Source organism: Bacteroides sp. AF25-5LB (genome assembly GCF_003602965.1).
GTDB lineage: Bacteria > Bacteroidota > Bacteroidia > Bacteroidales > Bacteroidaceae > Bacteroides > Bacteroides uniformis.
The window spans coordinates 165,273-191,911 of sequence record NZ_QTMC01000006.1; the positions used below are offsets into that span (position 1 = coordinate 165,273).

19 protein-coding genes are annotated in these 26,639 nt (G+C 44.6%); 9 read left to right on the top strand and 10 right to left on the bottom strand.

Going from position 1 to position 26,639, the window contains the following annotated elements:
- Positions 1-76: 76 nt before the first annotated feature.
- Together DWY57_RS09090 and DWY57_RS09095 are read right to left on the bottom strand one after the other, a co-directional pair.
- The gene (locus tag DWY57_RS09090) at positions 77-1,237 is read right to left on the bottom strand and encodes an MFS transporter (protein WP_022401570.1); all 1,161 of its coding nucleotides are present in this window, start codon (positions 1,235-1,237) and stop codon (positions 77-79) included.
- A 16-nt stretch (positions 1,238-1,253) separates the two neighbouring features.
- Positions 1,254-3,167, bottom strand: a complete 1,914-nt coding sequence (locus DWY57_RS09095; protein WP_243634666.1) for a GH32 C-terminal domain-containing protein — start codon at positions 3,165-3,167, stop codon at positions 1,254-1,256.
- A 237-nt stretch (positions 3,168-3,404) separates the two neighbouring features.
- Here DWY57_RS09095 and DWY57_RS09100 point away from each other — a divergent pair, with 237 nt between their 5' ends.
- From DWY57_RS09100 to DWY57_RS09110, 3 genes are all read left to right on the top strand, one after another.
- Positions 3,405-4,772 carry a neutral/alkaline non-lysosomal ceramidase N-terminal domain-containing protein gene (locus tag DWY57_RS09100; protein ID WP_022401572.1) on the top strand — a complete coding sequence of 456 codons (1,368 nt, stop codon included), beginning with the start codon at positions 3,405-3,407 and terminating at the stop codon, positions 4,770-4,772.
- Between the two features lie 71 nt (positions 4,773-4,843).
- Positions 4,844-7,804, top strand: a complete 2,961-nt coding sequence (locus tag DWY57_RS09105; RefSeq protein WP_119961634.1) for a TonB-dependent receptor — start codon at positions 4,844-4,846, stop codon at positions 7,802-7,804.
- Positions 7,805-7,822: 18 nt separating this feature from the next.
- Positions 7,823-9,586, top strand: coding sequence for a RagB/SusD family nutrient uptake outer membrane protein (locus tag DWY57_RS09110; protein ID WP_119961635.1), 1,764 nt, complete (start codon positions 7,823-7,825; stop codon positions 9,584-9,586).
- A 182-nt stretch (positions 9,587-9,768) separates the two neighbouring features.
- Here the strand turns inward: DWY57_RS09110 and DWY57_RS09115 are convergent, their stop codons facing one another.
- On the bottom strand, positions 9,769-10,614 hold the full coding sequence (locus DWY57_RS09115) for a patatin family protein (RefSeq protein WP_119961636.1): 846 nt from the start codon (positions 10,612-10,614) through the stop codon (positions 9,769-9,771).
- 95 nt (positions 10,615-10,709) lie between these two features.
- Here DWY57_RS09115 and DWY57_RS09120 point away from each other — a divergent pair, with 95 nt between their 5' ends.
- The gene (locus tag DWY57_RS09120) at positions 10,710-11,909 is read left to right on the top strand and encodes a C1 family peptidase (RefSeq protein ID WP_119961650.1); all 1,200 of its coding nucleotides are present in this window, start codon (positions 10,710-10,712) and stop codon (positions 11,907-11,909) included.
- Between the two features lie 44 nt (positions 11,910-11,953).
- Here DWY57_RS09120 and DWY57_RS09125 read toward each other — a convergent pair whose 3' ends face one another.
- Positions 11,954-13,714, bottom strand: coding sequence for a 1-deoxy-D-xylulose-5-phosphate synthase (locus tag DWY57_RS09125; RefSeq protein WP_119961637.1), 1,761 nt, complete (start codon positions 13,712-13,714; stop codon positions 11,954-11,956).
- A gap of 336 nt (positions 13,715-14,050) precedes the next feature.
- On the opposite strand from DWY57_RS09125, the gene DWY57_RS09130 reads away from it, so the two are divergent.
- The 4 genes from DWY57_RS09130 to DWY57_RS09145 are packed head-to-tail and all read left to right on the top strand — an operon-like array spanning position 14,051 to position 18,521.
- Entirely contained in the window at positions 14,051-14,944 is an 894-nt protein-coding gene (locus DWY57_RS09130) for an electron transfer flavoprotein subunit beta/FixA family protein (RefSeq protein ID WP_117601570.1), read from the top strand.
- Between the two features lie 4 nt (positions 14,945-14,948).
- Positions 14,949-15,968, top strand: a complete 1,020-nt coding sequence (locus tag DWY57_RS09135; RefSeq protein ID WP_117965122.1) for an electron transfer flavoprotein subunit alpha/FixB family protein — start codon at positions 14,949-14,951, stop codon at positions 15,966-15,968.
- Positions 15,969-15,982: 14 nt separating this feature from the next.
- Complete coding sequence (locus DWY57_RS09140) at positions 15,983-16,804, top strand: energy transducer TonB (RefSeq protein ID WP_117601572.1); 822 nt, start codon at positions 15,983-15,985, stop codon at positions 16,802-16,804.
- Between the two features lie 10 nt (positions 16,805-16,814).
- Positions 16,815-18,521, top strand: a complete 1,707-nt coding sequence (locus DWY57_RS09145) for an acyl-CoA dehydrogenase family protein (RefSeq protein WP_005826256.1) — start codon at positions 16,815-16,817, stop codon at positions 18,519-18,521.
- Positions 18,522-18,656: 135 nt separating this feature from the next.
- Here the strand turns inward: DWY57_RS09145 and DWY57_RS09150 are convergent, their stop codons facing one another.
- Both DWY57_RS09150 and DWY57_RS09155 read right to left on the bottom strand, forming a co-directional pair.
- Positions 18,657-18,950, bottom strand: a complete 294-nt coding sequence (locus DWY57_RS09150; protein ID WP_009036538.1) for a chaperone modulator CbpM — start codon at positions 18,948-18,950, stop codon at positions 18,657-18,659.
- 17 nt (positions 18,951-18,967) lie between these two features.
- Entirely contained in the window at positions 18,968-19,936 is a 969-nt protein-coding gene (locus DWY57_RS09155) for a J domain-containing protein (protein ID WP_119961638.1), read from the bottom strand.
- 308 nt (positions 19,937-20,244) lie between these two features.
- Here DWY57_RS09155 and DWY57_RS09160 point away from each other — a divergent pair, with 308 nt between their 5' ends.
- Entirely contained in the window at positions 20,245-22,755 is a 2,511-nt protein-coding gene (locus DWY57_RS09160; protein ID WP_117601575.1) for a glycoside hydrolase family 9 protein, read from the top strand.
- Positions 22,756-22,926: 171 nt separating this feature from the next.
- Here the strand turns inward: DWY57_RS09160 and DWY57_RS09165 are convergent, their stop codons facing one another.
- The 4 genes from DWY57_RS09165 to DWY57_RS09180 all read right to left on the bottom strand — a co-directional run bounded on the left by DWY57_RS09165 (position 22,927) and on the right by DWY57_RS09180 (position 26,522).
- Positions 22,927-23,946: a low specificity L-threonine aldolase gene (locus tag DWY57_RS09165; protein WP_117601576.1), complete on the bottom strand. Its 1,020-nt coding sequence runs from the start codon at positions 23,944-23,946 to the stop codon at positions 22,927-22,929.
- A gap of 156 nt (positions 23,947-24,102) precedes the next feature.
- On the bottom strand, positions 24,103-24,321 hold the full coding sequence (locus DWY57_RS09170; RefSeq protein ID WP_117601577.1) for a winged helix-turn-helix domain-containing protein: 219 nt from the start codon (positions 24,319-24,321) through the stop codon (positions 24,103-24,105).
- A 253-nt stretch (positions 24,322-24,574) separates the two neighbouring features.
- Positions 24,575-26,212, bottom strand: a complete 1,638-nt coding sequence (groL, locus tag DWY57_RS09175) for a chaperonin GroEL (protein WP_016273163.1) — start codon at positions 26,210-26,212, stop codon at positions 24,575-24,577.
- 37 nt (positions 26,213-26,249) lie between these two features.
- Entirely contained in the window at positions 26,250-26,522 is a 273-nt protein-coding gene (locus DWY57_RS09180) for a co-chaperone GroES (RefSeq protein ID WP_004290132.1), read from the bottom strand.
- Between the last annotated feature and the right edge of the window lie 117 nt (positions 26,523-26,639).

A 26,639-nucleotide genomic window follows, 5' to 3' on the forward strand; every position in this document is an offset into this window, starting at 1 on the left:
CTTGGGATAGACATCCGCAACCTTGGGACAGATATCCGCAGCCTTGGGATATGTATCCGCAGCCTGCGAACAAAGATTACCGCTTCATACGCAGCATATAGAAGAACAAGTACACTACCCCTACCGTCATCACAGCCACGGCACCGCTTTGTCCTACAGCATCACTTGCCAAGCCCATTGCTATCGGAAATACCGTACCGCCGAAGAGCCCCATAATCATCAAGCCGGAAACCTCGTTCTTCTTTTGTGGCATAGCAAGCAACGCTTGGGAGAAGATAACCGGAAAGATGTTCGAATTGCCGAAACCGATAAGGGCAATGCAAATGTATATCATTGTCTTTTCATGGAAAACGAACAACCCTACCATCGCCGCCAACATACATAACACGCTGATGCCGAAGAAGGTTCGGGGAGCCATCTTCTGAAGGATGAAGGCTCCGAGAAAGCAACCCGCCGTGCGGAAAATGAAGTAAAGGCTGGTGGCAAAGCCGGCATCGGCCAGCGTCATGCCCAGACGCTCCATCAAGATTTTGGGCGCTGTGGTATTCGTACCTACATCAATGCCCACATGGCACATGATGCCCAAGAAGCAGAGAAAGATAAACGGCTTGCCCAGCAGGGCGAGGCACTCCCCGAAGGTGGAAGGGCGTCCCTCTTCCTTTTCCTCACGGATGGAAGTACCGCTCAGCCAGAGAATGGCAATCACCGCAATGACCATATAGACCGGGAACAGTACCCTCCAGCCCATGCCCAGAGACGGAATGGCCTGCGTAGCTCCCCACATGGCGATGTATGGAGCCAGAAACGAAGCAATGGCTTTTACAAACTGTCCGAAGGTGAGCGAACTTGCCAGCCGCTCGCCGCTTACGATATTGGAAAGCAGCGGGTTGAGCGACGTTTGCATCAGCGCATTGCCGATGCCCAGCAATGAGAACGAGAGCAGCATCAGCACATAGCCGTCTCCGAAAACCGGGAGAAGCAAAGAGGCAAACGTGATGACAAGGCTGAGAAGCACCGTCTTCTTGCGTCCGATGCGGTTCATCAGCATACCCGTAGGTACGGAGAAGATGAGGAACCAGAAGAACACCAGAGACGGGAATATGTTGGCTTGCGAGTCGGTCAGGTTCAAGTCGGCCTTCACGTAGTTGGAGGCGATGCCCACCAAATCCACAAAGCCCATGGCGAAGAAGCAAAGCATGACCGGAAAGAGCTTTGCCAAGGAATTCGTTTTTTGCATAATTATATCCTATTTTTTAAAATCCTAATCTGTAAATTCTGCAATTATTCACTTTGTAGCTTCCACCTTTTGCATAACAACTCATACGATTATATGGCTCATTAGGGAAAACCAAATTAGTCATAGCTACCTTACCACCATCAAGGAAAATCTCAACAGAACACTTATCAACAAATATATTTAAAGTATGGCTCATTGTTTTTACTATAGGCCCCCAAGTAGCAAGAGCAAAATCATCGATATAATTAATCGAAGTTTTCATACGTTTATCATGGGTTTCAAGTATATGAGATTGACTATTACGACCAAAATCAACAATACCACTCTTCGTGCGATCCATTACTAATCTACTTTCTAATAAATCTAAGTAAATATCAACCTCTTCACCTTTTTCATTAAATAGTTTAAACCCCATTATATTTGCTGTACCATTGACAAACTGCATTTCAATTTCATAGGCCCCACTATTCTCATTCAACAATGTATCCACATGATACTCGGTATCAACCATAAATGTAGATATCTCCCTCACTTCTTTACGTATATCACGTACTTCCTTTACAGGAGTTATTGATACATAAAATTCACCATCTTGTTCATACAACCCTAACTCACGAGGCAAGGCATTAGCACTACGAAACTGTTTTGTAGGAACGATGTTTGCATACTGCCAATTACTCATCCAAGGTATTGCAATAACCCTATCACAAGTATTTGAAAAACAAACTGTTGCATAATGGTCCTTTCCCCAATCCAGCCATTTTACTGTCTCTTTAGGACTATCACAGACAAACTTCGTCCCATCAAAATTGCCTACAAAATATTGTGTAGCACTTCCCCCAAAATAGCAACCAGGATTTACATTGACAATCATAACCCATTTCATATAATCCTTATTACCATTAACTGGTAATTGGACCATGTCTGGGCATTCAAATTGACGAGGTTGCACACCATATCCTTCTCCCCACGCACTAAGATATGTCCAATCCTTTAAATTGTACGAAGCATAAAAGCGCATTTCTTTATCAGCAGAAACAATCATAATCCATTTCTTTTCAGGATTATACCAAAAGACCTTGGGATCACGAAAATCTTTTATCCCATCAAAAGGAGTCAGAATAGGGTTCTTTTCATATTTAGTATAAGTATACCCATTATCTTTACTGTAAGCCATACACTGAATTTGCCCATTTTTTTCACTTGCAGAAGTATAAAAAGCAATAATAGCTCCTGCACCATAACCAGCTGTATTCTCTACATCTACAACAGAACTACCTGAAAATATATGTCCCAGAGAATCACGAGCAATCACCGGTGCTTTATGCTCCCAATGCATCAAATCTTTACTGACTGAGTGTCCCCAATGCATATTCCCCCAAACAGAGCCATAAGGATTATATTGAAAATAAAGATGATATTCTCCATCCTTATAGACCAATCCATTGGCATCATTCATCCAACCATACAAAGGTGTGTGATGGTAAATTGGACGAAAAGTTTCACGGTTAGTAGTATCAAAAGTATCAACCAGCTCTATAGCATCCCACGTAACAGCATTATTATAGAGTCCTTTCATACGAATCATAATAGTCTCTCCACTACCCTGCCGATAATTATCTAAATCAAGAGGAACAAAATAATCTATACTGTCAACTGCCATATGTACGTCTAAAGTCTGCATAATTTTATTCCCGTCCCCACTCTCTATTTGCAAAAGAGATTCATCTGCAGACTCTTGAATTGGAAGAAGCAATATTTTTGCTTGTCCTTCCACATAAATAATACTTTCCAACTCATTCATATGCTCTAATTGCATCTGAAAATGAGTAGCTTGTTTACAACCCCAAAAGAGTAAACAGCACAAACTTGCGAATAATGCTATACTCCATTTTACTGCCATCTGCCACTGTGTTAATAAATGTTTCATGTTTAATGGTATTATATTAATAAGGTTTTGCAAAGAAACAACAAAAAAAGAAGCCTGGACATAATTAATGTTGCAACTACTATAACAAATGTTACCTCAGCATTGTAGAACAATGCTGAGGTAACAAAATTCATAGTTTTTGAAACATATTTGACAAGCATTTCATTTTCTTAGCGCTATATTTGCCATTGTTATAAAATAAATAATATATTAAGTTAAACTCAAATTATTAAGACCATGAAAACATGTAAAGCAAAAAAAATGTATGGATTAGCTATAATGCTTTTTTCCATAATGCTTGTAAGTCCTACTTATGCGCAAAACGGTCCCAAAGGAACATTAAGGGTTGGAGCTGCAAAAGTGGACATTACTCCTAATCAAGATGAATTACCACCGAATTCTTTCGGTATCCTTGACCATATTCATAGCCGAGCTATTGTAATTGATAATAATCATACGAAAGCAGCATTGGTTACAGTAGATATAGGTGGTATCAGTGATGCTCAATGGAAGACTATAACAGAACGGGTTGAGACGGAAATTGGAATACCCCAAAATAATATAATGATTACAGCGTCACATACACATAGTGGAGCACGTTTAAAACCAGAAGTCTTGAATGAAAAAATATTCTCTTCCATTAAAGAAGCCACATCCAAACTACAACCTGCCCAAATAGGATATGGTAGTGGAGTTTCATATATCAATATCAATCGCAATATTTTTGATCAAGAACGTCACGGCTGGTGGGAAGGCCCCAACTATGAAGGGATATCAGATAAAACAGTTGCAGTCATCTGTTTCAAAACAATGGATAACAAACCCATCGCAGTATATTATAATTACGCAATGCATGCTGTTGCAGCAGGGCAGTTGGATATGATTAGTGGAGATGTACCAGGAACAACTTCCAAATACATAGAAGACACTTTTGATAATGAAATAATAGCAGTATGGTCAACCGGAGCCAGTGGTGACCAAAACCCGATTTACTTCAATCAGACGTATGAGTTACGAGATATCCGTATTAAGGAATATGCAAAAAGAGGCGAAGATATCTCAAATGCAATGCCTCCAGGAGGCACAGGGCTTGACCGGAACAACCCTCAAGTAGCAAAACTAATGCAACAACAGAAAGATATCATCATATCTATGGGGCAAATGTTAGGAGAAGAAGTTCAACATGTTATGCGTAATATCAAACGTTATGAAACAGTTATTCCAATTAATACGGGAAGCAAAATTATAACTTGTCCAGGACGTAACCGATTAAATAAAGGAAGAGCTGGCTACGAAGGCAAATATGAAGATGCAGACCCGATTGAGCTCCGTCTCGGTCTAATTATGCTAGACAATATACCTATTACATCTGTTAATGCAGAAATATTTAATTATATAGCAGTCAGATTGAAAAATGAATCTCCATATACACGCACAATGATGGCAACAATAACAAATGGAACAGCACGTTCTGGATATATACCTAATGATGCAGCTTATGGTTTTCAGACATTTGAAGTACTTTCTTCCAGATTAAAACCCGGATATGCAGAAAGCGCCATTGTCAATGGACTACTTGATTTAATCAATGAAGCCACTCATTAAAAAAAGCTGGGCTATCCTTATAAAAAGGACAGCCCACATAACAAACTTTTGATTAACTAGAAAATGTGATTATGAAAACACATATATTTACCCCAAAATTCATATGGATAACATTTTTATTCATACTTTATTCCAATTCCATATTAGCTCAACAAATCAGTGTGACAGGAACTGTTATTGGAACAGATGATGAGCCTATTATAGGTGTTAGCATATTAGTTAAGGGAACCACCCAAGGAGTTATCACCGACCTTAATGGAAATTACACAATCAACACAAACAGTGATGCTACTCTTGTTTTTTCTTACGTAGGTTGCATAACCCAAGAAGTAGCTATTGCTGGTAGAAAAAAAATTAATATAACCCTCGTGGAAGACAGTAAAGCTCTGGATGAAGTAGTAGTTATCGGTTATGCTGTCGGTAATAAACGATCTGTATCAGGAGCAGTAGATCGTGTTACGGCAAAAGATATGAATCTTGGTTATATTGCTACTCCTATTGATGCCATCAGAGGCAAAGTTCCTGGTATGGTTATTTCTCAAGACGGTGGGAATGTTAATGCTGAACCGACTGTCCGCATTCGTGGAACATCTTCTTTATCAGGAGGTAATGATCCATTAGTAATCATAGATGGAGTCTTCGGATCCCTAGAGATGTTAAATACAATTGCAGCCCAAGATATTGAAGAAGTTACAGTTTTAAAAGACGCTTCTGAAACAGCCCAATATGGTTCACGCGGTGCAGCAGGCGTAATTGTTGTAACTACAGCTAAAGGAAAAGAAGGAGTTTCCAATATCACATATAATGGCCAATTCGGTATCAGCCATGCATATAAACAATTACAAATGTTATCACCTGACGAATGGAGGCATGTCAATCAAACTTTATTTTCTGGAGTAGGAAAAGATTTAGGTGCAAGTACCAACTGGATGGATTGGGTACAAAATTCTGTATATACCCAAAATAATCATACAGTCTCTCTTACACAAGCAACAAAAAAAGGAAGCATGCGTGCCACATTTGGTATAAATGACAGAACCGGATCAGTACGTAATACTGGTAATACCACGTATTACGGACGTTTCAACTCAAACTTACATGGTCTAAATAATAAATTGAGTCTTGAATTTAATTTATCTGCTATTTACCGTGAATCCAAGCCAGGTTCCAATGTTTGGTCAAGCGCTGCCGTTTATAATCCAACATATCCATCTGAAAGAAATCCAGAAACTGGTATATGGGACATTGACAACAATGTTTCATCAATGGTTGTACATCCAGGAGAAATAATGGAATACGATTTGAAAAATGAAAGCACACGCATTAATGCCAGTGCAAGAGCAACATATAAGATAATCGATGGATTATCATTAAGCGCTTTTGGCTCATTTATGTATGTAAACGCAAATAATAAAGCATATTACCCCAATGATGTATATGCTTATAGAGGTAATCGTGGACGTGCTCAGGTCAGCAATCGACATGGCAAAGATTGGATGGGTAATATACAAGCAAATTACTCAAAAGAATTTAACAAACATGCAATTAATGCTTTAGCTCTAGTAGAAGGTCAATCCTACTATACATTCAATAGTTCTGTATATACAGAAGGGTTTGATACCAACTACTTTAAATATAATAATCTTGCAGCCGGTGCCCTATTAAGTTATGGAAATGCATCATCAGGGGCTCAAAAGAACACACTTTTATCTTATATGGCACGCCTCAACTATATGTTTGACAATAAATATGTAATAACAGTGAATGCACGTACAGATGGTTCATCTAAACTTGGAGCTAACCATAAATGGGGATTTTTCCCTTCCGCATCTGCCGCATGGATTATCAGTAATGAAGAATTCATGAAAAAGCAAAAAATATTTTCTACACTTAAACTACGTGCCGGTTATGGAGTTACAGGTAATCAAGATGCTATTTCACCACTCAACTCTTTACAAGTCTTATCTCCAAATGGAATTTCATCTTACAACAATCAGTCAGTAGTAACTTATGCTGTAGCTTCCAATGCTAATCCCGATTTAAAATGGGAAACAAAATATACTTTTGATATTGGATTGGACTTTACAATGTTCAATGGTCGTTTACGTGGAACGATGGATTACTTCCATTCAACAACTAAAGATTTACTGTATACATATAATGTATCTGTTCCGCCATTTACATACCCCACCTTACTTGCCAATATGGGAGAAATGGTTAATAAAGGATTTGAATTTTCCATTTCAGGAGAAGTAATCAAAAATAAAAAATGGGGACTCAATTTATCAGGTAATGTATCATTCTTAAAAAATAAATTAATATCACTTTCAGGAGCATATAATGGTGAAGCATTAACTACCACAGACTGGGTAGTAGTATCAAGTGCAGGTGGTTCAGGGCTTACCGCAAACACAGCTGTTACTTATATGGCAGAAGGTTATCCCGTTGGTATTTTCCGTTTACCAGTACACGATGGCTTCAATCAAGCTTCAGATGGAAAGAAAACATATAAATTTAAAGATCTAGACGGTGATGGAACCATTGACCACTCAGATTCTGGAGATAGAGAGATACTTGGTCAAGTTGTACCAAAAGTCAACATGAATCTTAATGCACAGTTACGATATAAGCAATTCGACCTGTCTGTCCAATTCAATGGCGCATTTGGACATAAAATTTATAACGCAACCCATCTTAATTATAATAACTTAAACTTATTTCCTTCATATAATGTACTTAAGACAGCCCCTGACTTAGGTATCTATGATATTGTACATACTTCATATTGGCTTGAAAAAGGAGATTATGTAAACATTGAATATATAACATTGGGATACAACATTCCCACCAAAGTATTCAAAGTCTTTTCCAATGCTCGCATAGCACTTTCATGTAATAATGTAGCTACCATTACTGGTTATTCCGGACTAACTCCAATGATTAACTCAGCAAGTTTTCAAGGTGGAGTTGATTCTCGTAATATCTATCCTATTAATAGAACATATACTATTCAGTTAATTCTTAGTTTCTAAACATAAAAATAGAAAGCCATGAAGAAAAAAATATTAGGTTTAGTGACAATAGCAATACTATTACTAAGCAGTTGTTCTGATTTTCTTGACGAAGTTGCCTATGACAAATTCCAAAAAGAGGACGCATTAAGTAATCCCACATTAGTATATATCAATTCTGTTGCTGCTATATATTCAGGAATGGGATTACAAGGAACCTGCTTTGAGTTTCGTACATACCCTTACTCCTTTTTATCAGAATTCACATCGGATTTAGCAATGTTGCCCGGTCGTCAAGGTGACTGGGTAGATGGCGGTTTCCATCAGAATGCTTTCTTACACAGTTGGTCACCATCTTATGCGGCATTTTTAGCAACTTGGAATGACATTTACAAACAGATTAGTTTATGTAATTCTGCTTATGAAGACTTACAAGATATGATAGATAAGGGAGGAGAAGATTATCTCAAAGACTATCAATATGAAATTAGAGCTTGTAGAGCATTTTATTATTATCATGCAATAAATCTTTTTGGCAGGGTACCTATTATAGTTTCCTCAGATACCAAAGTGGCAGACGTAAAGCAGCCAAATCGTACTCAAGTTTATGATTTTTTACGTGATGAATTAACCGATATCATACCACACCTACCTGAAGCAAAGTCCGCAGATTCAAACAGCCAATACTATGGGCGTATCACAAAGGCTGTCGGTTATATGATGATGGCAAAACTAGCTATCAATGCACCAATCTTTTCAAAAGAAGATTGGAACGATGGCTCCTTCACTGGAGGAATTAACGCAGTAGAATCCTATATTACAAATGCCGGAAAGAATATAACAATCACTCTTGAAGGAACTACACGTAACGCCTGGGAAACTGTTATATACTGCAAACAACGTATTAAAGAATTAGGATATGCACTAGCTGATAACTTTAAATCTAATTTCCTTGTAGGCAACGAAGGTTCTATTGAAAATATTTTTATTCGTCCTAATGATACAGACACTTACCGCCTTAGTCAAAATTTACATTGGTACTCATTGCATTATGCACATTCTGCTGCTATGGGATTTAATGGTGGGAACGGTCCAATAGCAACAATAGAAGCTGTTAAAATATTTGGTGCGACCTATGACGAAGCGACAGAAACTGCTGACTATTCAGCAACAGATCCACGTTGGGACATGAGCTTTTTCTATGGAGATGTGTATGTTGACGGAAAAAGAATTGCCTCACAAGTTTCCGAATCTTATAATCCTTATGGAACCTATTTACCATTCCAAGCCCGTATTGATTATGACGTAACTTCATACTCTGACCCTAAAGGATTATATATAGTGAAATGGGCTGGAGCTAGAGTAAAAAAACTGGAGCTTAATAAAACCGACAAAAACACAATGTGGGCTCATTATACTAATGCAGATTTTGTGGTATACCGATATGCGGATGCGCTACTACTCGCAGCAGAAGCACAATATCGTCTAGGGAATATTTCAGAAGCACTTACACTGGTAAATGAAGTTCGTAATCGGGTGAATGCCCAACCAAGAGAAACCCTTACATTACAAGACTTACTTGATGAACGTGCTCTTGAATTAATGTGGGAGCCTGTTCGGAGAGAAGATCAAATCCGTTTTGGTACCTACACTGAGGCTACAGATGATAAGTATCCAGGCGTACCGCATGCCAATTCTGCAGGAGACTGGGTATACGATGCCAACGGATACACAACAGTATTTCCAATTCCTATCGATGTACTCAACTTAAATAAAAATCTTACGCAGAACCCCGGATATTAATAATACTCCTCTCATGCAACAGTAAATATAAGAGTCGTGCTAGAATCAATCCTACACGACTCTTTAATACAGATATTTTAAGGATTTATATATAATGCCAATTTACTCAAAAAAGTTATTAATGCCTCACCATTTATCTATTAGTAAACAATAATAACCTCAGGAAAATAAATCTATACTTCTCAAAAAACAAACTGTTCCGCACACCAGTATCCTTCTTCATAAAGCTCCGTCAGCTTCTTGATGTCACGCTCGATGCGGTCTACCACTACCGGCTTCTGTGGACGGATAACAATAATTTCCCCGGCGGCTTCCATCCGTTCCACCTGCTCCAACTGTTGATTATAGACAATGCTGCGGCGATTGATAGCTTCACGCAATAGCGGATATTTCTTATATATAAAAGGTGGAACCTTCGTTCCCTGAATTTCCTTACGGTATCCATGATTGCGCGTCAATACTACCACATTATTGGTAAATCCATCCTGACGGGCACGCATCAAAGGGATACTGTCCACAATACCTCCATCCAGCATCGGGGTGTTGTCCACATAGGTAACGGGACAGACAAACGGCAGACTGCTCGAAGCACGCACAATATCAATGACGCGCTCTTTACTCCGCTTCTCCTCAAAATAGTTCGCTTCGCCCGTCTCGCAATTGGTAGTTACCATCACATAGCGTTCGGGGCAATGAAAGTATGCCTCGTAGTCGTAGGGAAGTATGTGTTCCGGAAACTCCTGGAACAACAAGTCGAAATCCATGATATTCCGCTTCTTCAACAGATACTTCAATCCGATGTAATTGTATTTTTCCAACAAGTCGATATTGCTGTACTTGGCACGCCCGCGCTGACCGGACATATAGGAAAGTCCGTTGCAAGCTCCGGCACTGACGCCGATGGTATAGGGAAAGCGAATGCCACGATCCATAAAGTTGTCGAGCACACCGCAAGTGAAGACGCCGCGCATACCGCCACCCTCCAAAACAAGACCGCTACGGTCATCAATATGTATTATTTTCTCCATAAGTGTCGGAATTAACGCTTCAAAGATAGCTTTTGTTTACGATATTCTACCTATATTTGCAGTTGCAACAATAAATCTATAACATTTTAATTATGATGAAGAAATCAATACTGATGGCTGCATTGGGTTTATTAAGTTTAAACACAATAGCACAAGACACTCCGAAAGAGGAAGGTTTCATCTTTACGACCGTAAAAGAAAATCCGATCACTTCTGTTAAGAACCAGAACCGCGCCGGTACATGCTGGTGCTATTCCGGATTGGCATTCATCGAATCCGAACTGCTCCGCATGGGCAAAGGCGAATACGACTTTTCTGAAATGTTTATCGTACACAACACCTATCTGGACCGTGCCGACAAGGCAGTGCGTACACATGGTGACGTTTCGTTCTCACAAGGCGGTTCGTTCTACGATGTAATTTATGGTATGAAAACTTTCGGTCTGGTGCCCGAAGAGGAAATGCGTCCGGGCGTTATGTATGGCGATACGCTGAGCAACCACACCGAATTGACAGCCGTATCTGATGCCGTAGTGGTAGCCATTGCCAAGGGAAAACACCGCAGCCTGCAAACAGACCAAGACAAGAACCCGCTCTGGAAGAAAGCCATTACCGCTATCCACGATATTTATCTGGGCGAACGTCCCGAGAAGTTCACCTACAAAGGCAAGGAATATACTCCGAAGTCTTTCTATGAATCTACCGGACTGAATGCAGATGACTATATCTCACTGACTTCCTATACCCACCATCCCTTCTACCAGCCGTTCGTCCTAGAAATACAAGACAACTGGCGTTGGGCTTCTTCCTACAACTTGCCTATCGACGAGTTGATGGAAGTGTTTGACAACGCTATCAATAAGGGTTACACCATTGCATGGGGTAGTGACGTAAGCGAACAAGGCTTCACACGCGACGGTATAGCCGTAATGCCCGATGCAGAAAAGGTGCAAGAACTGAGCGGTTCGGACATGGCACACTGGCTGAAAATGAAACCCGAAGAAAAGAAACTGAACAGCAAGCCTCAACCGCAGAAGTGGTGCACACAAGAAGAGCGCCAGCTGGCATACGACAACTGGGAAACTACTGACGACCACGGTATGCTGATTTACGGTATAGCCAAAGACCAGGAAGGCAACGAATACTATATGGTAAAGAACTCTTGGGGTGAAGCCGGAAAGTACAAAGGTTTGTGGTATGCTTCCAAAGCTTTCGTGCGCTATAAAACAATGAACATCATTGTGCACAAGGATGCACTACCTAAGGATATTGCCAAGAAACTGGGTATTAAATAAATAAAAGAAGGAGATGCATCAAACTGCATCTCCTTTTTCAATTCTTAACAAATCCTACAGATATCTTCCACAATCTGCGGAACCGTCAACCGGTTCTTCTTCAACAGTTCCTCCACATCGTAACGGTCGATAAACTCTTTCTTCACACCATAGTTCAGTACCTTCATATCCGACGGACCGTAGTAACGGGCAATCTTCTCGCCAAAGCCACCGTCCAGCACTCCGTCCTCAAGAGTAATGACCAGTGTATGGTCGAGCTTCAGGTCATCGAGCAAAGCCTCGTCCACACCCGTGATGTAGCGGGGATTGACAAGCGTGGCATCCACTCCTTTCTCTTCCTTCAACCGGGCAGCCACAGCTTCGCCCAACTGATAGAAAGAGCTCAGTCCCAATATGGCGACCTTCTCTCCACGATGGGACACCTCATAACGGTTCAGCGTCTTGCCGTAATCCTTCTCTGGTTCTACATTCCTGCGGACAACCCCATTGGCCGGCACGCGAATGGCAACCGGATGTTCCGTCTGACGGATGCCCCACTCCAGCATTGCCATATACTCCTCACGGCAAGTAGGTGCCAGATAAACCATATTCGGAATATTGCCGATAACCGGAATATCGAAAAGACAAAGATGGGTAACGTCATTCATACTCGACAAGCTTCCCCAGAAGACAAGAATCAGTGCAGGATTATTGTTGATGCAAAGATCCTGGGACAACTGGTCGTAGGCGCGCTGGATAAAGGTGCTGTAAACCCCGAATACCGGTTTTCCACCTCCGGCAGCAATGGCAGAAGCCATGGCAACAGCCTGCTCTTCGGCAATGCCCATATCAATGAACTGCCGCCCTGCCTCTTTGCGGCGCTCCGGTGTAAAGCCAAATACCGTAGGTGTACCTGCGGTGATACCCACCACAGTCGGGTCTTTCTTCATCTCCTGCAACAGATAACCGGCGGTAAGGTCGGCATAGTCTTCACCCTTCCCAGGCTCACCGGTCAGATTGCCGGTCTCAAGGTCGAACGGAACACTGTAATGGAAACGTTCTTTCTGCTCTTCCGCCAATTTGTATCCCTTACCTTTCAAGGTATTGATATGTACCACAACCGGATGCTTCTTGTCCTTCACTTCACGGAAAGCCTCTATCAATTGCTCCACGTCATTGCCATCCTTCACATAGAGATAATCATATCCCATTGCCTTAAAATAGTTGCAGGGAGCCTGACCCTCCGTTTCGCGCAACTGTTGCAGATTGCGGTATAGCCCGCCATGATTCTCGGCAATGGACATCTGGTTGTCGTTGACAATGACGATGAAGTTCGTGCCCAGTTCGGCACCTACATTCAATCCTTCGAAGGCTTCGCCACCACTTAGCGAGCCATCGCCGATGACGGCAATCACATTACCCGTCTCCCCCTTCAAGTCACGCGCCTTGGCAAGCCCGCTTGCCAGACTGACGGAGGTAGAGGTATGCCCGATGACGAAGAAGTCGTGCTCGCTTTCCGACGGTTCGGAATATCCGGAGACTTCGTCATACTCGTCCGCATTCATAAACGCTGCCCGGCGGCCTGTCAATATCTTATGGGTATAACTTTGATGGGACACGTCATAAACTATCTTGTCCGTTGGTGAATCGAACACGTAATGCAGGGCTATGGTGGCTTCTACCATTCCCAGGTTGGGACCTACGTGTCCTCCGTGGGAGCTCAACTTGTTTAACAACACCTGGCGGATTTCTCCACCCAATCCGTTCATTTCGCTGACTGATAACTTTTTCACGTCAGCAGGGGAATTTACTTTTTCAATATACATATTCTATAATAGCATTTAAGTAGCGATACTTGTTTATCCGATGCCGCCCGTCGTGCAGGCCTCATCCGGACGCTGCAAAAGTACAGAGGAAACGGGAACGGAAAGGTAGATAAATTACCGGTTTTATTACCTTTTTTACAGATATAGAGCCAACTGATATTTGCGCAAAATCCCTCAACTTGTGCATTTTTCACCCCATTTTCTTGTCAAACCCAACTCTTTCCGTAAATTTGCAGGCTGATAATGAGTTAACCGGCCAATTTCAGTAGCAGGATTCTACTACTCCTATTCCCGGCACTGACATACAAAGAAATACTAATACTAATAATTAATAGCATGAGTTTGAAAATTGTTGTATTGGCAAAACAAGTTCCCGACACACGCAACGTTGGGAAAGATGCCATGAAAGCCGACGGAACCATCAACCGCGCGGCACTCCCTGCCATCTTCAACCCCGAGGATCTGAACGCTCTTGAACAGGCTCTCCGACTGAAAGATGAACATCCGGGCTCCACCGTTACCATCCTGACCATGGGACCGGGACGTGCAGCCGAAGTTATTCGTGAAGGACTTTACCGTGGTGCCGACAACGGCTATCTGCTGACTGACCGCGCTTTTGCAGGTGCCGATACACTTGCCACTTCGTATGCCCTTGCCACAGCCATCAAGAAGATAGGCGACTATGACGTCATCATCGGCGGACGCCAGGCCATCGACGGTGATACCGCCCAAGTAGGTCCGCAAGTTGCCGAAAAACTGGGACTGACGCAAGTGACCTACGCAGAAGAGATTCTGAACGTGGACAAAGCTGCCAAGAAGATCACCGTGAAACGTCATATCGACGGTGGTGTGGAAACCGTTGAGGCTCCCCTGCCCATCGTCATCACCGTAAACGGAAGTGCCGCCCCCTGCCGCCCACGCAATGCCAAACTGGTGCAGAAGTACAAACGCGCCCTCGGTGCCCAGGAAAAAGCTGCCATCACCAAGGAAGGCGCTGAGCTTGCCTACGCCGACCTCTACGAGAAATATCCCTATCTGAACATCACGGAATGGAGCGTTGCCGACGTGAACGGCGACCTTGCACAATGCGGTCTGAGCGGCTCGCCTACCAAGGTGAAGACCATTCAGAACATCTCATTCCAAGCCAAAGAAAGCAAAACGCTGACGGGCAGCGACAAGGATGTGGAAGATTTGATTGTTGAACTGTTAGCCAACCATACGATAGGATAAGATTATGAATAATGTAGTTGTATATTTAGAGATAGAAGGCACAACAGTTGCCGACGTCAGTCTCGAACTCTTGACCAAAGGTCGTAAATTAGCCAATCAGTTGGGCTGCCAACTGGAGGCAGTTGCTGCCGGAAGCAATCTGGCAGGCATTGAAAAGCAAGTATTACCCTACGGAGTAGACAAACTCCACGTATTCGACGCTCCGGGCTTGTTCCCCTATACTTCCCTTCCCCACTCCTCTGTCCTCATCAACTTGTTCAAAGAAGAAAAGCCGCAAATCTGTCTGATGGGCGCCACCGTTATCGGTCGCGACCTCGGTCCGCGCGTTTCTTCCGCTTTGACCAGCGGACTGACCGCCGACTGTACCTCACTGGAAATCGGCAACCACGAAGACAAGAAGGAAGGTAAGACCTACGAGAACCTGCTGTATCAAATCCGTCCCGCATTCGGCGGTAACATCGTTGCCACGATTGTGAATCCCGAACACCGCCCGCAGATGGCAACCGTTCGCGAAGGTGTGATGAAGAAAGAGATACTGGACGCTGACTATAAGGGCGAAGTCATCAACCACGACGTTGCCAAGTACGTGCCCGAGACGGACTATGTGGTAAAAGTCATCGACCGCCACGTAGAAAAGGCAAAACATAACCTGAAAGGCGCTCCCATCGTGATTGCCGGAGGCTACGGCATGGGAAGCAAGGAAGGTTTTGACATGTTGTTCGAGCTTGCCAAAGAACTCCATGCTGAGGTAGGCGCCAGCCGTGCTGCCGTCGATGCCGGTTATGCCGACCATGACCGCCAGATTGGCCAGACCGGTGTCACTGTCCGCCCCAAACTGTATATTGCTTGCGGCATCAGCGGACAAATCCAGCACATTGCCGGTATGCAGGAAAGTGGTATTATCATCTCCATCAACAATGACGAGAACGCTCCCATCAATACGATTGCCGACTACGTCATCAACGGTACGGTGGAAGAGGTTATCCCGAAGATGATAAAATATTATAAATCACACAGTAAATAACAATAAAGGTAATCATGAAAGGGCTGATTCTTATATTTGTTCTTCTTTCAGGTATATCTTCCGCTATCGCTCAAGAGAAACTCTGGTTGGACAAGAATTACCAATGGACGGACGACTCCATCCAAGCAGTCAGGTATGCTCTTGTTTCCAAGATAAACAAAAAGTGCATCAAGGTGGAAGAGTATGCTTTGGAAGGACAAAAGAAGGATGTCTGGCATTTCTCCGAATACAAAAGCAATCCCCGCAAAAGGATAAGGGAAGGCTTGCATACATCATTCTATGCAAACGGCAAGGACAGCCTGACAGAAGTATATAGAGACAATCGCTTGGAGGGGCAAACCATGGTGTATTATCCCGACGGTGCCATACATCTGGCCCGGAGCTACAGTGATGGGAAACTTGACGGAACACTCCTGCAATACTATCCCGATGGAAAACTTCGTAGAAAGGAACACTATTCAGAGAATCAGTGCACCGATGGAAAGATGTTCGACAAGCACGGAACTGAAATGGCACATCAGCCGTATTTCGTATTTCCATCCTTCCCCGGAGGAATAGAGAACCTCATGAAACTGGTGGCCAATGTTACCAAATATCCGGAAGACGCCTGGAAGCAAAAGGCAGAAGGAAGGGTAATCCTGCAGTTTGTTGTAGACGAAGAAGGCAAGATGACCTATCCAAAAATCCTCCAGTCCGTGCGCTATGACATCGATAAAGAAGCCATACGTGCTTTCAAGGCCATTGCCGACGTCTACCGTTGGTCGCCCGGCTATCAGGACGGAGAGGCCAAGCGAGTGAAATTCACAATGCCCCTATACTTCAGAATACCTAAATAACCAAGAAATTATGGCAAATTTTTATACCGAAGTTCCCGAATTGAAGTATCATCTGAACAACTCGATGATGGAACGTATCTGCGAACTGAAAGAACGCGGTTACCAAGACAAAGACAAGTATGACTATGCTCCGCAGGACTATGCGGACGCTATGGACTCTTTTGACAAGGTACTTGAAATCACCGGAGAGATTACCGGAGAGATTATTGCTCCCAATGCCGAAGGCGTGGACGAAGAAGGTCCCCACTGTGCCAACGGCCGCGTGGAATATGCCAGCGGCACTAAGCAGAACCTCGACGCCATGGTAAAAGCTGGCTTGAACGGTATGACCATGCCGCGCCGTTTCGGTGGCTTGAACTTCCCGATTACTCCGTACACCATGTGTGCGGAAATCGTTGCCGCCGCCGATGCCGGTTTCGGTAACATCTGGTCACTGCAAGACTGCATCGAAACGCTCTACGAATTCGGTAACGAAGACCAGCACAGCCGTTTTATACCACGTGTCTGTGCCGGAGAAACCATGTCTATGGACCTGACAGAACCGGATGCCGGTTCCGACTTACAGAGCGTAATGCTGAAAGCGACCTATGACGAGGCCAACAACTGCTGGCGCCTGAACGGTGTGAAGCGTTTCATCACTAACGGTGATGCCAATCTCCACCTCGTACTGGCACGTTCAGAAGAAGGAACGAAAGACGGACGTGGCTTGTCCATGTTCATCTACGACAAGAATGAAGGCGGTGTAGACGTGCGCCGCATCGAGAACAAGCTGGGTATCCACGGCTCTCCCACCTGCGAACTGGTTTACAAGAATGCAAAGGCAGAGCTCTGCGGCGACCGCAAGCTTGGTTTGATTAAATACGTTATGGCTTTGATGAACGGTGCCCGTCTGGGTATTGCCGCACAGTCAGTAGGTCTTTCACAAGCTGCCTACAACGAAGGTCTGGCTTATGCCAAAGACCGCAAGCAGTTCGGCAAGGCCATCATCGAATTCCCTGCTGTATATGACATGCTGGCTATTATGAAAGCTAAGTTGGATGCAGGACGTTCCTTGCTGTACCAGACTTCCCGCTACGTGGACATCTACAAAGCGCTGGACGACATCGCCCGCGAACGTAAACTGACTCCGGAAGAACGCCAGGAACAAAAGAAGTATGCCAAACTTGCCGACGCCTTCACTCCGCTGGCCAAAGGTATGAACTCTGAATATGCCAATCAGAATGCTTACGACAGTATTCAGATTCACGGCGGTTCGGGCTTCATGCTGGAGTATGCTTGCCAACGTATCTATCGTGATGCACGTATTACTTCTATCTACGAAGGTACTACTCAGTTGCAGACCGTAGCTGCTATCCGCTATGTAACAAACGGCTCATACTCTGCCACCTTGCGCGACTACGAGCAAGTGCCGTGCAGCGAAGAAATGCAACCGTTGATGGACCGCATCAAAGAGATGACCAACAAGTTCGAAGCCTGCACCAATGCGGTGAAAGAGGCACAGAATCAGGAATTGCTGGACTTCGTGGCACGTCGCCTCTATGAGATGGCTGCGGTATGTATCATGTCGCATCTCATCATCCAGGATGCGACAAAGGCTCCCGAACTGTTCGGCAAATCGGCTCTGGTGTATGTGAACTATGCAGAAGCCGAAGTGGAAAAACACTTTAACTTCATCCGTAAGTTCAAAGCAGAAGAGCTGGAAAGCTACCGCAAATAAACGCATTGCTTGACAAGACAAATATAGCGGGCACCGGAGTAGCTAAACTCTCCGATGCCCGCTTGTTTTTTCTGAAAAATTTCCTGCTTGCTCCTTCTTAAAGGGACAAAAGCTCTCAAAGAGACGAAAGGAAAATTAATACTCTCCGTGCAGCCTCAGCCTGCCGCGCAGCGAGTGTATCTCCCGCTGCATCTCTTCCATCCTTGCCAGCAGATGATGGATGGCATCAATCCCTTCCATATTGATAGAAAGGTCGTAGTACATACGGCTGTACCGTTCCACATCCGGCAACTCGGAGAAAGGAAGATAACGTTCTCCACCTTCCTGCTCCACATCTATCAGCCCACTTTCGCACAACATATCAATAAAAGTGGGCTCTATATGACACTTGTCACAATATTCGCTGATGACAATCCATTCGTTCTGCATACTCCGTTCTCCTTTCATTAGTTCATACCCTTAATTTTACGGAACATCTCTTTCTGCTGTTCCGTCAGATTCGTCGGCAACTTCACGGAATAAGTCACGATGAGATCGCCAAACTGTCCCTCCTTCTTATATACGGGAAAGCCCTTGCCCTTCAGACGTACCTTAGTCCCGTTCTGGGTTTCGGGTTTCACCTTCAGCTTCACCTGACCATCCAAAGTATCCACTAACTGGTCGCCACCCAGCAGGGCTGTATAAAGGTCAACGGTCACATCTACATACAAATCATCTCCCAAACGCTTGAATACCGAGTCATCCGGAATCACAAACGTGATGTACAAGTCACCAGCAGGACCTCCGTTGATACCCTCGCCACCATAGCCTTTCAGTTTGATGACCTGTCCGTTGGCCACACCGGCCGGAATGGTAATACGCACTTGCTTACCATTCACCGTCAATATCTGTTTATGGGTCTTCGCAGCCTCACGAAGCGATAGGTTCAAATCCGCATGATAATCCTGCCCGCGGAAACCGGCATTGGCACCGCCTCCGCCGCGCGTACGATGACCGAACATCTGTTCGAAGAAGTCTGAGAAACCACCGGCATTACTGCCCGAAAATTCCTGACCGTCGGAAGAATACCAATACGTACCGCCTCCGTCCGTACCAAATCCCGCACCGGAACCTCCAAAACCGGCACCGCCAAATTCCCCGAAGCCCCCAGCTTGCTGCTGTGCCCGCTTCTGCGCCTCAAACTCGTCGGCATGTTTCCAGTGTTCACCATATTCATCATATTTCTTTCTCTTTTCAGGATCACTCAGCACCTCATTCGCCTCGTTGATAGCCTGAAACTTATCCTTGGCCGTAGCATCGTTCGGATTCAAGTCAGGATGGTACTTGCGCGCCAACTTGCGGAACGCTTTCTTGATGTCATCCTGAGATGCCTTTTTGTCCACTCCAAGGACCTGATAGTAATCAATATAAGCCATAGTCTATTAGTTTTATTGTCTAAATACCATAAAACAAATAACACGCCAATTTGTTTTACGCATTACTAAAATAGGTAAACGAAAATTAAAAAGCATCATCAAGCATAATAATTACGTGATAAACAAACATTTAGTTTCAACTAAACACTTATTTCACGTCTATAAAACACCAAAATAGTGTAAACGACACCTAATATCGTCTAATTATTCATCCTAAATCTTCCTAAAATTGACAGAAAATACTTTATTTGTAATAAGGAAAATTTGTTTTATATATAATCCCCAACCTTAGATTAAAAACCCCCATTATGAAAAGTAATTATTGGCTCCTAACGGTAATATTCGCTCTCGTAGCCCTGCCGGGCAAAGCAGGCGAATGGATCAGAATCAACCAACTCGGCTATTTGCCGCAATCCGTCAAAGTCGCTGTATTCATGAGCGAGGAAGGAACAAACGTAGGAAATTATTCATTGATTGACGCTTTCACCGGAAAGGTGGTGCGTACCTTCAACACAGCCAAAGCCACCGGCAAGATGGGAGGCATGAAAAGTACCTACCGGTTGAACTTCAGTGATTTCACAGAACCGGGCACGTATTATCTGAAAGCAGGCAAAGCGGTCTCCCCCCGTTTCCCCATCAATGCACAAGTCTACAACGGTACCGCAGACTACCTGCTGCACTACATGCGGCAGCAACGCTGCGGCTATAATCCGTTCCTGAAAGACAGCTGCCACGTGCACGACGGCTACATCGTCTATCATCCCACCAAAACCGGACAACATATAGACGTCCGCGGAGGCTGGCACGATGCTACGGACTATCTGCAATACACCACCACCTCCGCCAATGCCATCTACCAGATGATGTTTGCCTATCAGGAAAATCCGGAATCATTCGGTGACGCCTATGATGCAGCCGGACATCCGGGAGCCAACGGCATTCCCGACATCGTGGACGAAATCAAGTGGGGACTGGACTGGCTGAACCGGATGAATCCTGCTCCGGGCGAGCTGTACAACCAGATAGCCGACGACCGTGACCATGCCGGAATGCGCCTACCTAACAAAGACCTGGTGGATTACGGCTACGGACCGGGCAAGGGACGCCCCGTTTACTTTTGCAGTGGCGAACCGCAAGTACGTGGAGAGTTCAAGAATGCAACGACCGGAGTGGCAAGCACTGCCGGCAAGTTTGCCTCCTGCTTCGCTTTAGGCGCCAAGATACTGAAAGACTACTATCCTAAATTTGCAGCAGAAATCGAAGCCAAGGCCGATGCCGCCTATCAGGAAGGCGTAAAGAAACCGGGAGCATGCCAGACTGCCTCTGTCTTGTCTCCCTACATTTACGAAGAGGACAACTGGGTGGACGATATGGAACTGGGAGCCATGGAACTGTACAAAGCCACCGGCGACAACAAATACCTGGCCCAAGCCCTTGAATACGGACGTCGCGAACCGGTGACTCCTTGGATGGGCGCCGACAGTGCACGCCACTACCAATGGTATCCGTTCATGAACATGGGGCACTACCATCTTGCCAAAGTGGACAACAGCCGCATCAGCAAGGAATTCATCCGCAACATGCGTACGGGCATTGAACGCACGTACGAGAAAGCGGTAGAAAGCCCCTTCCTGCACGGTATACCCTACATCTGGTGTTCCAACAATCTGACTACCGCCATGCTAACCCAATGCCGGCTGTACCGTGAAACCACCGGCGATGACACATACGCCGAAATGGAAGCCTCCCTGCGCGACTGGCTGTTCGGCTGTAACCCTTGGGGAACCAGCATGATTGTGGAACTTCCCCTTTACGGAGACTATCCCTCGCAACCCCACTCCTCACTGCTGAATGCAGGCGTGGGCAATACTACCGGCGGACTGGTGGACGGTCCTGTCTATCGTACCATCTTCGAAAGCCTGCGCGGTGTCAATATGACGGGAATTCCCGGAACTCCCGGACAAGACTACGAACGCTTCCAGCCAGACCTGATGGTATATCACGACGCCATCCACGACTATTCCACCAATGAGCCTACCATGGACGGAACCGCCTGCCTCACGTACTACCTCTCTGCCATGCAGAAGGATGGAATGAAGCAAGCCGGTATCCCAAATGACAAGAATGTATATGTGGACGGAGGCATTATCCGCACCGATCCCTCAAAAAAGCAAATCACCCTCGTATTCACTGCCGCCGACAAAGCAGACGGTGCCGATGCCATCATCAGCACCTTGAAGAAGCATGGCATCAAAGGTGGCTTCTTCTTTACCGGAGAGTTCTATGAACTCTATCCCGATGTAGTGAAACGCCTGCTCGACGAAGGGCATTTTGTAGGCAGCCACAGTTACGGACATCTGTTGTACATGCCTTGGGAAGACCGTGATTCTCTGCTGGTCACCCGCGAAGAGTTTGAGAACGATATGATGAGAAGCTACGAGACCCTCCGTAAGGCAAGTATCGAATACAAAGACGCTCCCGTCTATATTCCTCCTTACGAATACTATAACAAGGAAATATCCGCCTGGGCAAAGAATATGGGTATTCAAGTCATCAACTATACCCCTGGTACCATGAGCAATGCCGACTACACCACTCCGGACATGGGACAGAAGTACCGGAGCAGCAAATTCATCTACGACAAGATTATGGAGGTGGAAAAGAAAGAAGGTCTGAACGGACACCTAATGCTGATACACTTCGGAACGGACGACCGCCGCACAGACAAGTTCTATAATGGCTATCTGGACAAGATGATTAAGACGCTGAAACGAAAAGGCTATACTTTTGTACCGGTCCGCGAGGCTATCGGTATATAAGCATACTCTAACAAGGATTTATTGAAAAGGTTAGTTAAAAAAGTTATCGTGCAAAGGTATTTAAGGTAAATATTCAATCGGTTTGTTTTCAGTAAACCTTCCCCTACCCCCAAGAGGGGAAAGTTTCGAAGTAAGCTCCCAGCCTGTGAAGGTTAGGAGCTTTTATATATTTCAGAGAAGCCTTTTTACCGATTGCAGCAATTGCTCGATATCTTCTTCCGTAGTATCAAAAGAGGTTACAAAACGGATTTCGTGGATGGCCTCATCCCAGAAGTAGAAGAAATACTCCTTCAACAGCTCGTCAATCACCGGACGGGGCATCGTAAGGAAAAGCTGGTTACTTTCCACCTTCTGCGTAAAATGCACACCTGGCAACTCCTTCAATCCGTCGTAAAGAATCTTTGCCATACGATTGGCATGCGCGGCATTTTTCAGCCAAAGGCTGTCCGTCAGGTAAGCAGTGAACTGGCAGGACAGATAGCGGAGCTTGGATGCGAGCTGTGCCGACTGCTTGCGCACAAAATAAGCTTCCTTCTTTAAGGCTGGGTTAAAGACAACCACGCTTTCTCCCAACATCAGTCCATTTTTCGTACCACCGAAACTGAGGATATCTATCCCGCAATCCACTGTCAGTTCCCTAAAGCCAAGATTCAAGGCTGCACAAGCATTTGCCAGACGGGCTCCGTCCATATGGACATACATGCCATGCCGATGGGCCAAATCCGTCAAAGCCCGCAATTCGTCTGGCTTATAGACAGTGCCCAGCTCCGAACATTGCGAAATATAGATGGCTCCGGGCTGCGAATGATGCTGTTCGCCGAAATGGCACAAATAAGGACGGACTAAATCGGGCGTCAGCTTGCCGTCAGGGGTAGCTATAGGACGAATCTGACAACCTGTCATGCGGGCAGGCGCACCGCATTCATCGACATAGATATGTGCAGTCTCTGCACAAATAATGGAATTATAAGGGCGGGTACACAGCTGCAAAGCCACCGCATTACTGCCCGTACCGTTGAATACGAACAACGGTTCGCAATCCGGCGTAAACGCTTCCCTTATTTTACGGACAGCCTCCTCTGTCCAAGGATCATCCCCATAACCAACAGCATGGTCACGGTTGGCCCGGTTCAGCGCCTCCATTACCAGCGGATGTACGCCTGAATTATTGTCTGAAGCAAAACTTCTCATAGTCATTCTGTTTTTGTTCATTGAAAAGAATGTGCAAAGGAAAGAATATTCTGCAACATGAAAAAACAAAGGAGCACAGATTTCATCCCCCCGGCAGAAAATGCTTCCGCACTATGAAATCTGTGCCCCTCAATCAATCCATTCACTCGGTTCCCTTTATCCGATATAAACATTTACCCCTAGTGAAACATAAAGTTCATCTTCTTCCTGATGAATTTCAATCTTGTCCTCACGGGCAAGCCACCCCAATGCGGCTCCCAATTCCTTGTCCTTCAGTCTGGACTTCCTCTTTAAAGAATCGTAGCTCCATCTGGTATAATCGCTAAGCAACTGCCAAACTTTCCCAGCATTTAGTCCAATTTCGCTTTTGTTCATTTTTCTCTTTAATTAAAAAGGTTAATAGCTCTTGTTGATTAGGTTATCTTTACAAAGGGTAAAGATATGATTTTTTATTTAACTAACAACAAAAACGAACAAAAGATATAAAAATGAACCGTTTTTGCAACACTTTTGTAATATTACACTCTTTTTATTGATAATCAAGAAGGAAAATGAAACAAAAAACCGCAGTATCTATCAAAAAGACACTGCGGTTCTTCTATTTGATTAAGCAATCAGGGGAAAAGTCTTACATCATTCCACCCATGCCGCCCATTCCGGGAGCACCCATCGGCATTTCGGGCTTATCCTCTTTCTTCTCTACGATTACACATTCTGTAGTCAAGAACATGCCTGCAATAGAAGCGGCATTCTCAAGAGCCACACGAGTAACCTTGGCAGGATCTACCACACCAGCTGCATGCAGGTTTTCATAAACATCTGTACGAGCATTGTAACCAAAGTCTGCCTTGCCTTCACGCACTTTCTGTACAACAACAGCACCTTCTTTACCAGCGTTGGCAACAATCTGGCGCAACGGTTCTTCAATAGCACGTTTGATGATGTCAATACCGGTTGTTTCATCTACATTGTCACCCTTAAAGCCTTCCAGAGCATCCAATGCACGGATATAGGCTACACCACCACCTGGAACAATACCTTCTTCGATAGCGGCACGGGTAGCACGAAGCGCATCGTCTACACGGTCTTTCTTTTCCTTCATTTCAACCTCAGAAGCAGCACCTACATAAAGAACAGCTACACCGCCAGACAACTTGGCCAGACGTTCCTGCAGTTTTTCCTTGTCATAATCAGATTTCGTAGATACAATCTGAGCCTTGATTTGCTCGCAACGTTCCTTGATGTTTTCTTTATCACCGGCACCGTTTACAATAGTTGTATTATCCTTGGAAACAGTTACCTTGTCGGCAGTACCCAACATTTCGATAGTAGCTTGTTCCAGCTTCAGACCTTTTTCCTCGCTGATGACAACACCACCGGTCAGCACTGCAATATCTTCCAACATTTCCTTGCGACGGTCACCGAAGCCCGGAGCCTTCACTGCACAAATCTTCAACTGAGAACGCAGACGGTTTACAACCAAAGTTGTCAGCGCTTCGCTATCCACATCTTCTGCAATAACCAGCAAAGGACGACCGGTCTGTACTGCCGGTTCAAGAATAGGCAGGAAGTCCTTCAAGTTGGAAATCTTTTTATCATAAATCAGGATGTACGGTTTCTCCATTTCGCACTCCATCTTCTCCGTGTTGGTAACGAAGTAAGCAGAGAGGTAGCCACGGTCGAACTGCATACCTTCAACCACACCGATAGTAGTATCAGTACCCTTGGCCTCTTCGATAGTGATGACACCGTCTTTGGAAACTTTGCGCATAGCGTCTGCAATCAGCTTACCGATAACGGGGTCATTGTTGGCAGAAACAGAAGCAACTTGTTCAATCTTGTCATAATTGTCACCCACTTTCTCTGCCTGTCCTTTGATAGAATCAACCACTTTGGCAACAGCCTTGTCGATACCGCGTTTGATATCCATCGGGCTGGCACCGGCAGTCACGTTCTTCAAGCCTTCGGCGACGATGGCCTGAGCCAAAACAGTAGCGGTTGTAGTACCATCACCTGCATCATCACCGGTCTTGGAAGCAACTTCCTTTACCAGCTGTGCGCCGGTATTCTGATATGCGTCTGCCAACTCAACTTCTTTAGCTACCGTTACACCATCTTTCGTGATGTGGGGAGCACCGAATTTCTTTTCGATGATAACGTTACGACCTTTAGGGCCGAGGGTTACTTTCACTGCATTTGCCAGTGTGTCGATACCTTTCTTCAATTGGTCGCGGGCATCGATATTGAATAATATTTCTTTTGCCATAATTTTATTTACTATTTAACGGTTTACTAATTAAAAATTATCCCAAAACAGCGAGCACATCGCTTTGACGCATGATGAGGTACTTGGTTCCTTCAACTTCCAGTTCAGTACCAGCATACTTGCCATACAACACTGTGTCACCAACCTTCAACACCATTTCTTCGTCTTTTGTTCCGTTGCCTACTGCAATAACTTCACCTTTCAAAGGTTTCTCTTTCGCTGTATCAGGAATAATGATACCGCCAATTGTCTTTTCTTCTGCAGGTGCAGGGAGTATCAGCACTCTGTCTGCTAATGGTTTAATGTTCATAGTCTTTTTGTTTTATATGTTATACATTTATTATAATAGTAATTTCGCTTTAAACAAGCAATAAACAACTTACGAAAACCGTGCCAAACCGACAAGCTGTTTGTTTGGCAGACAAAG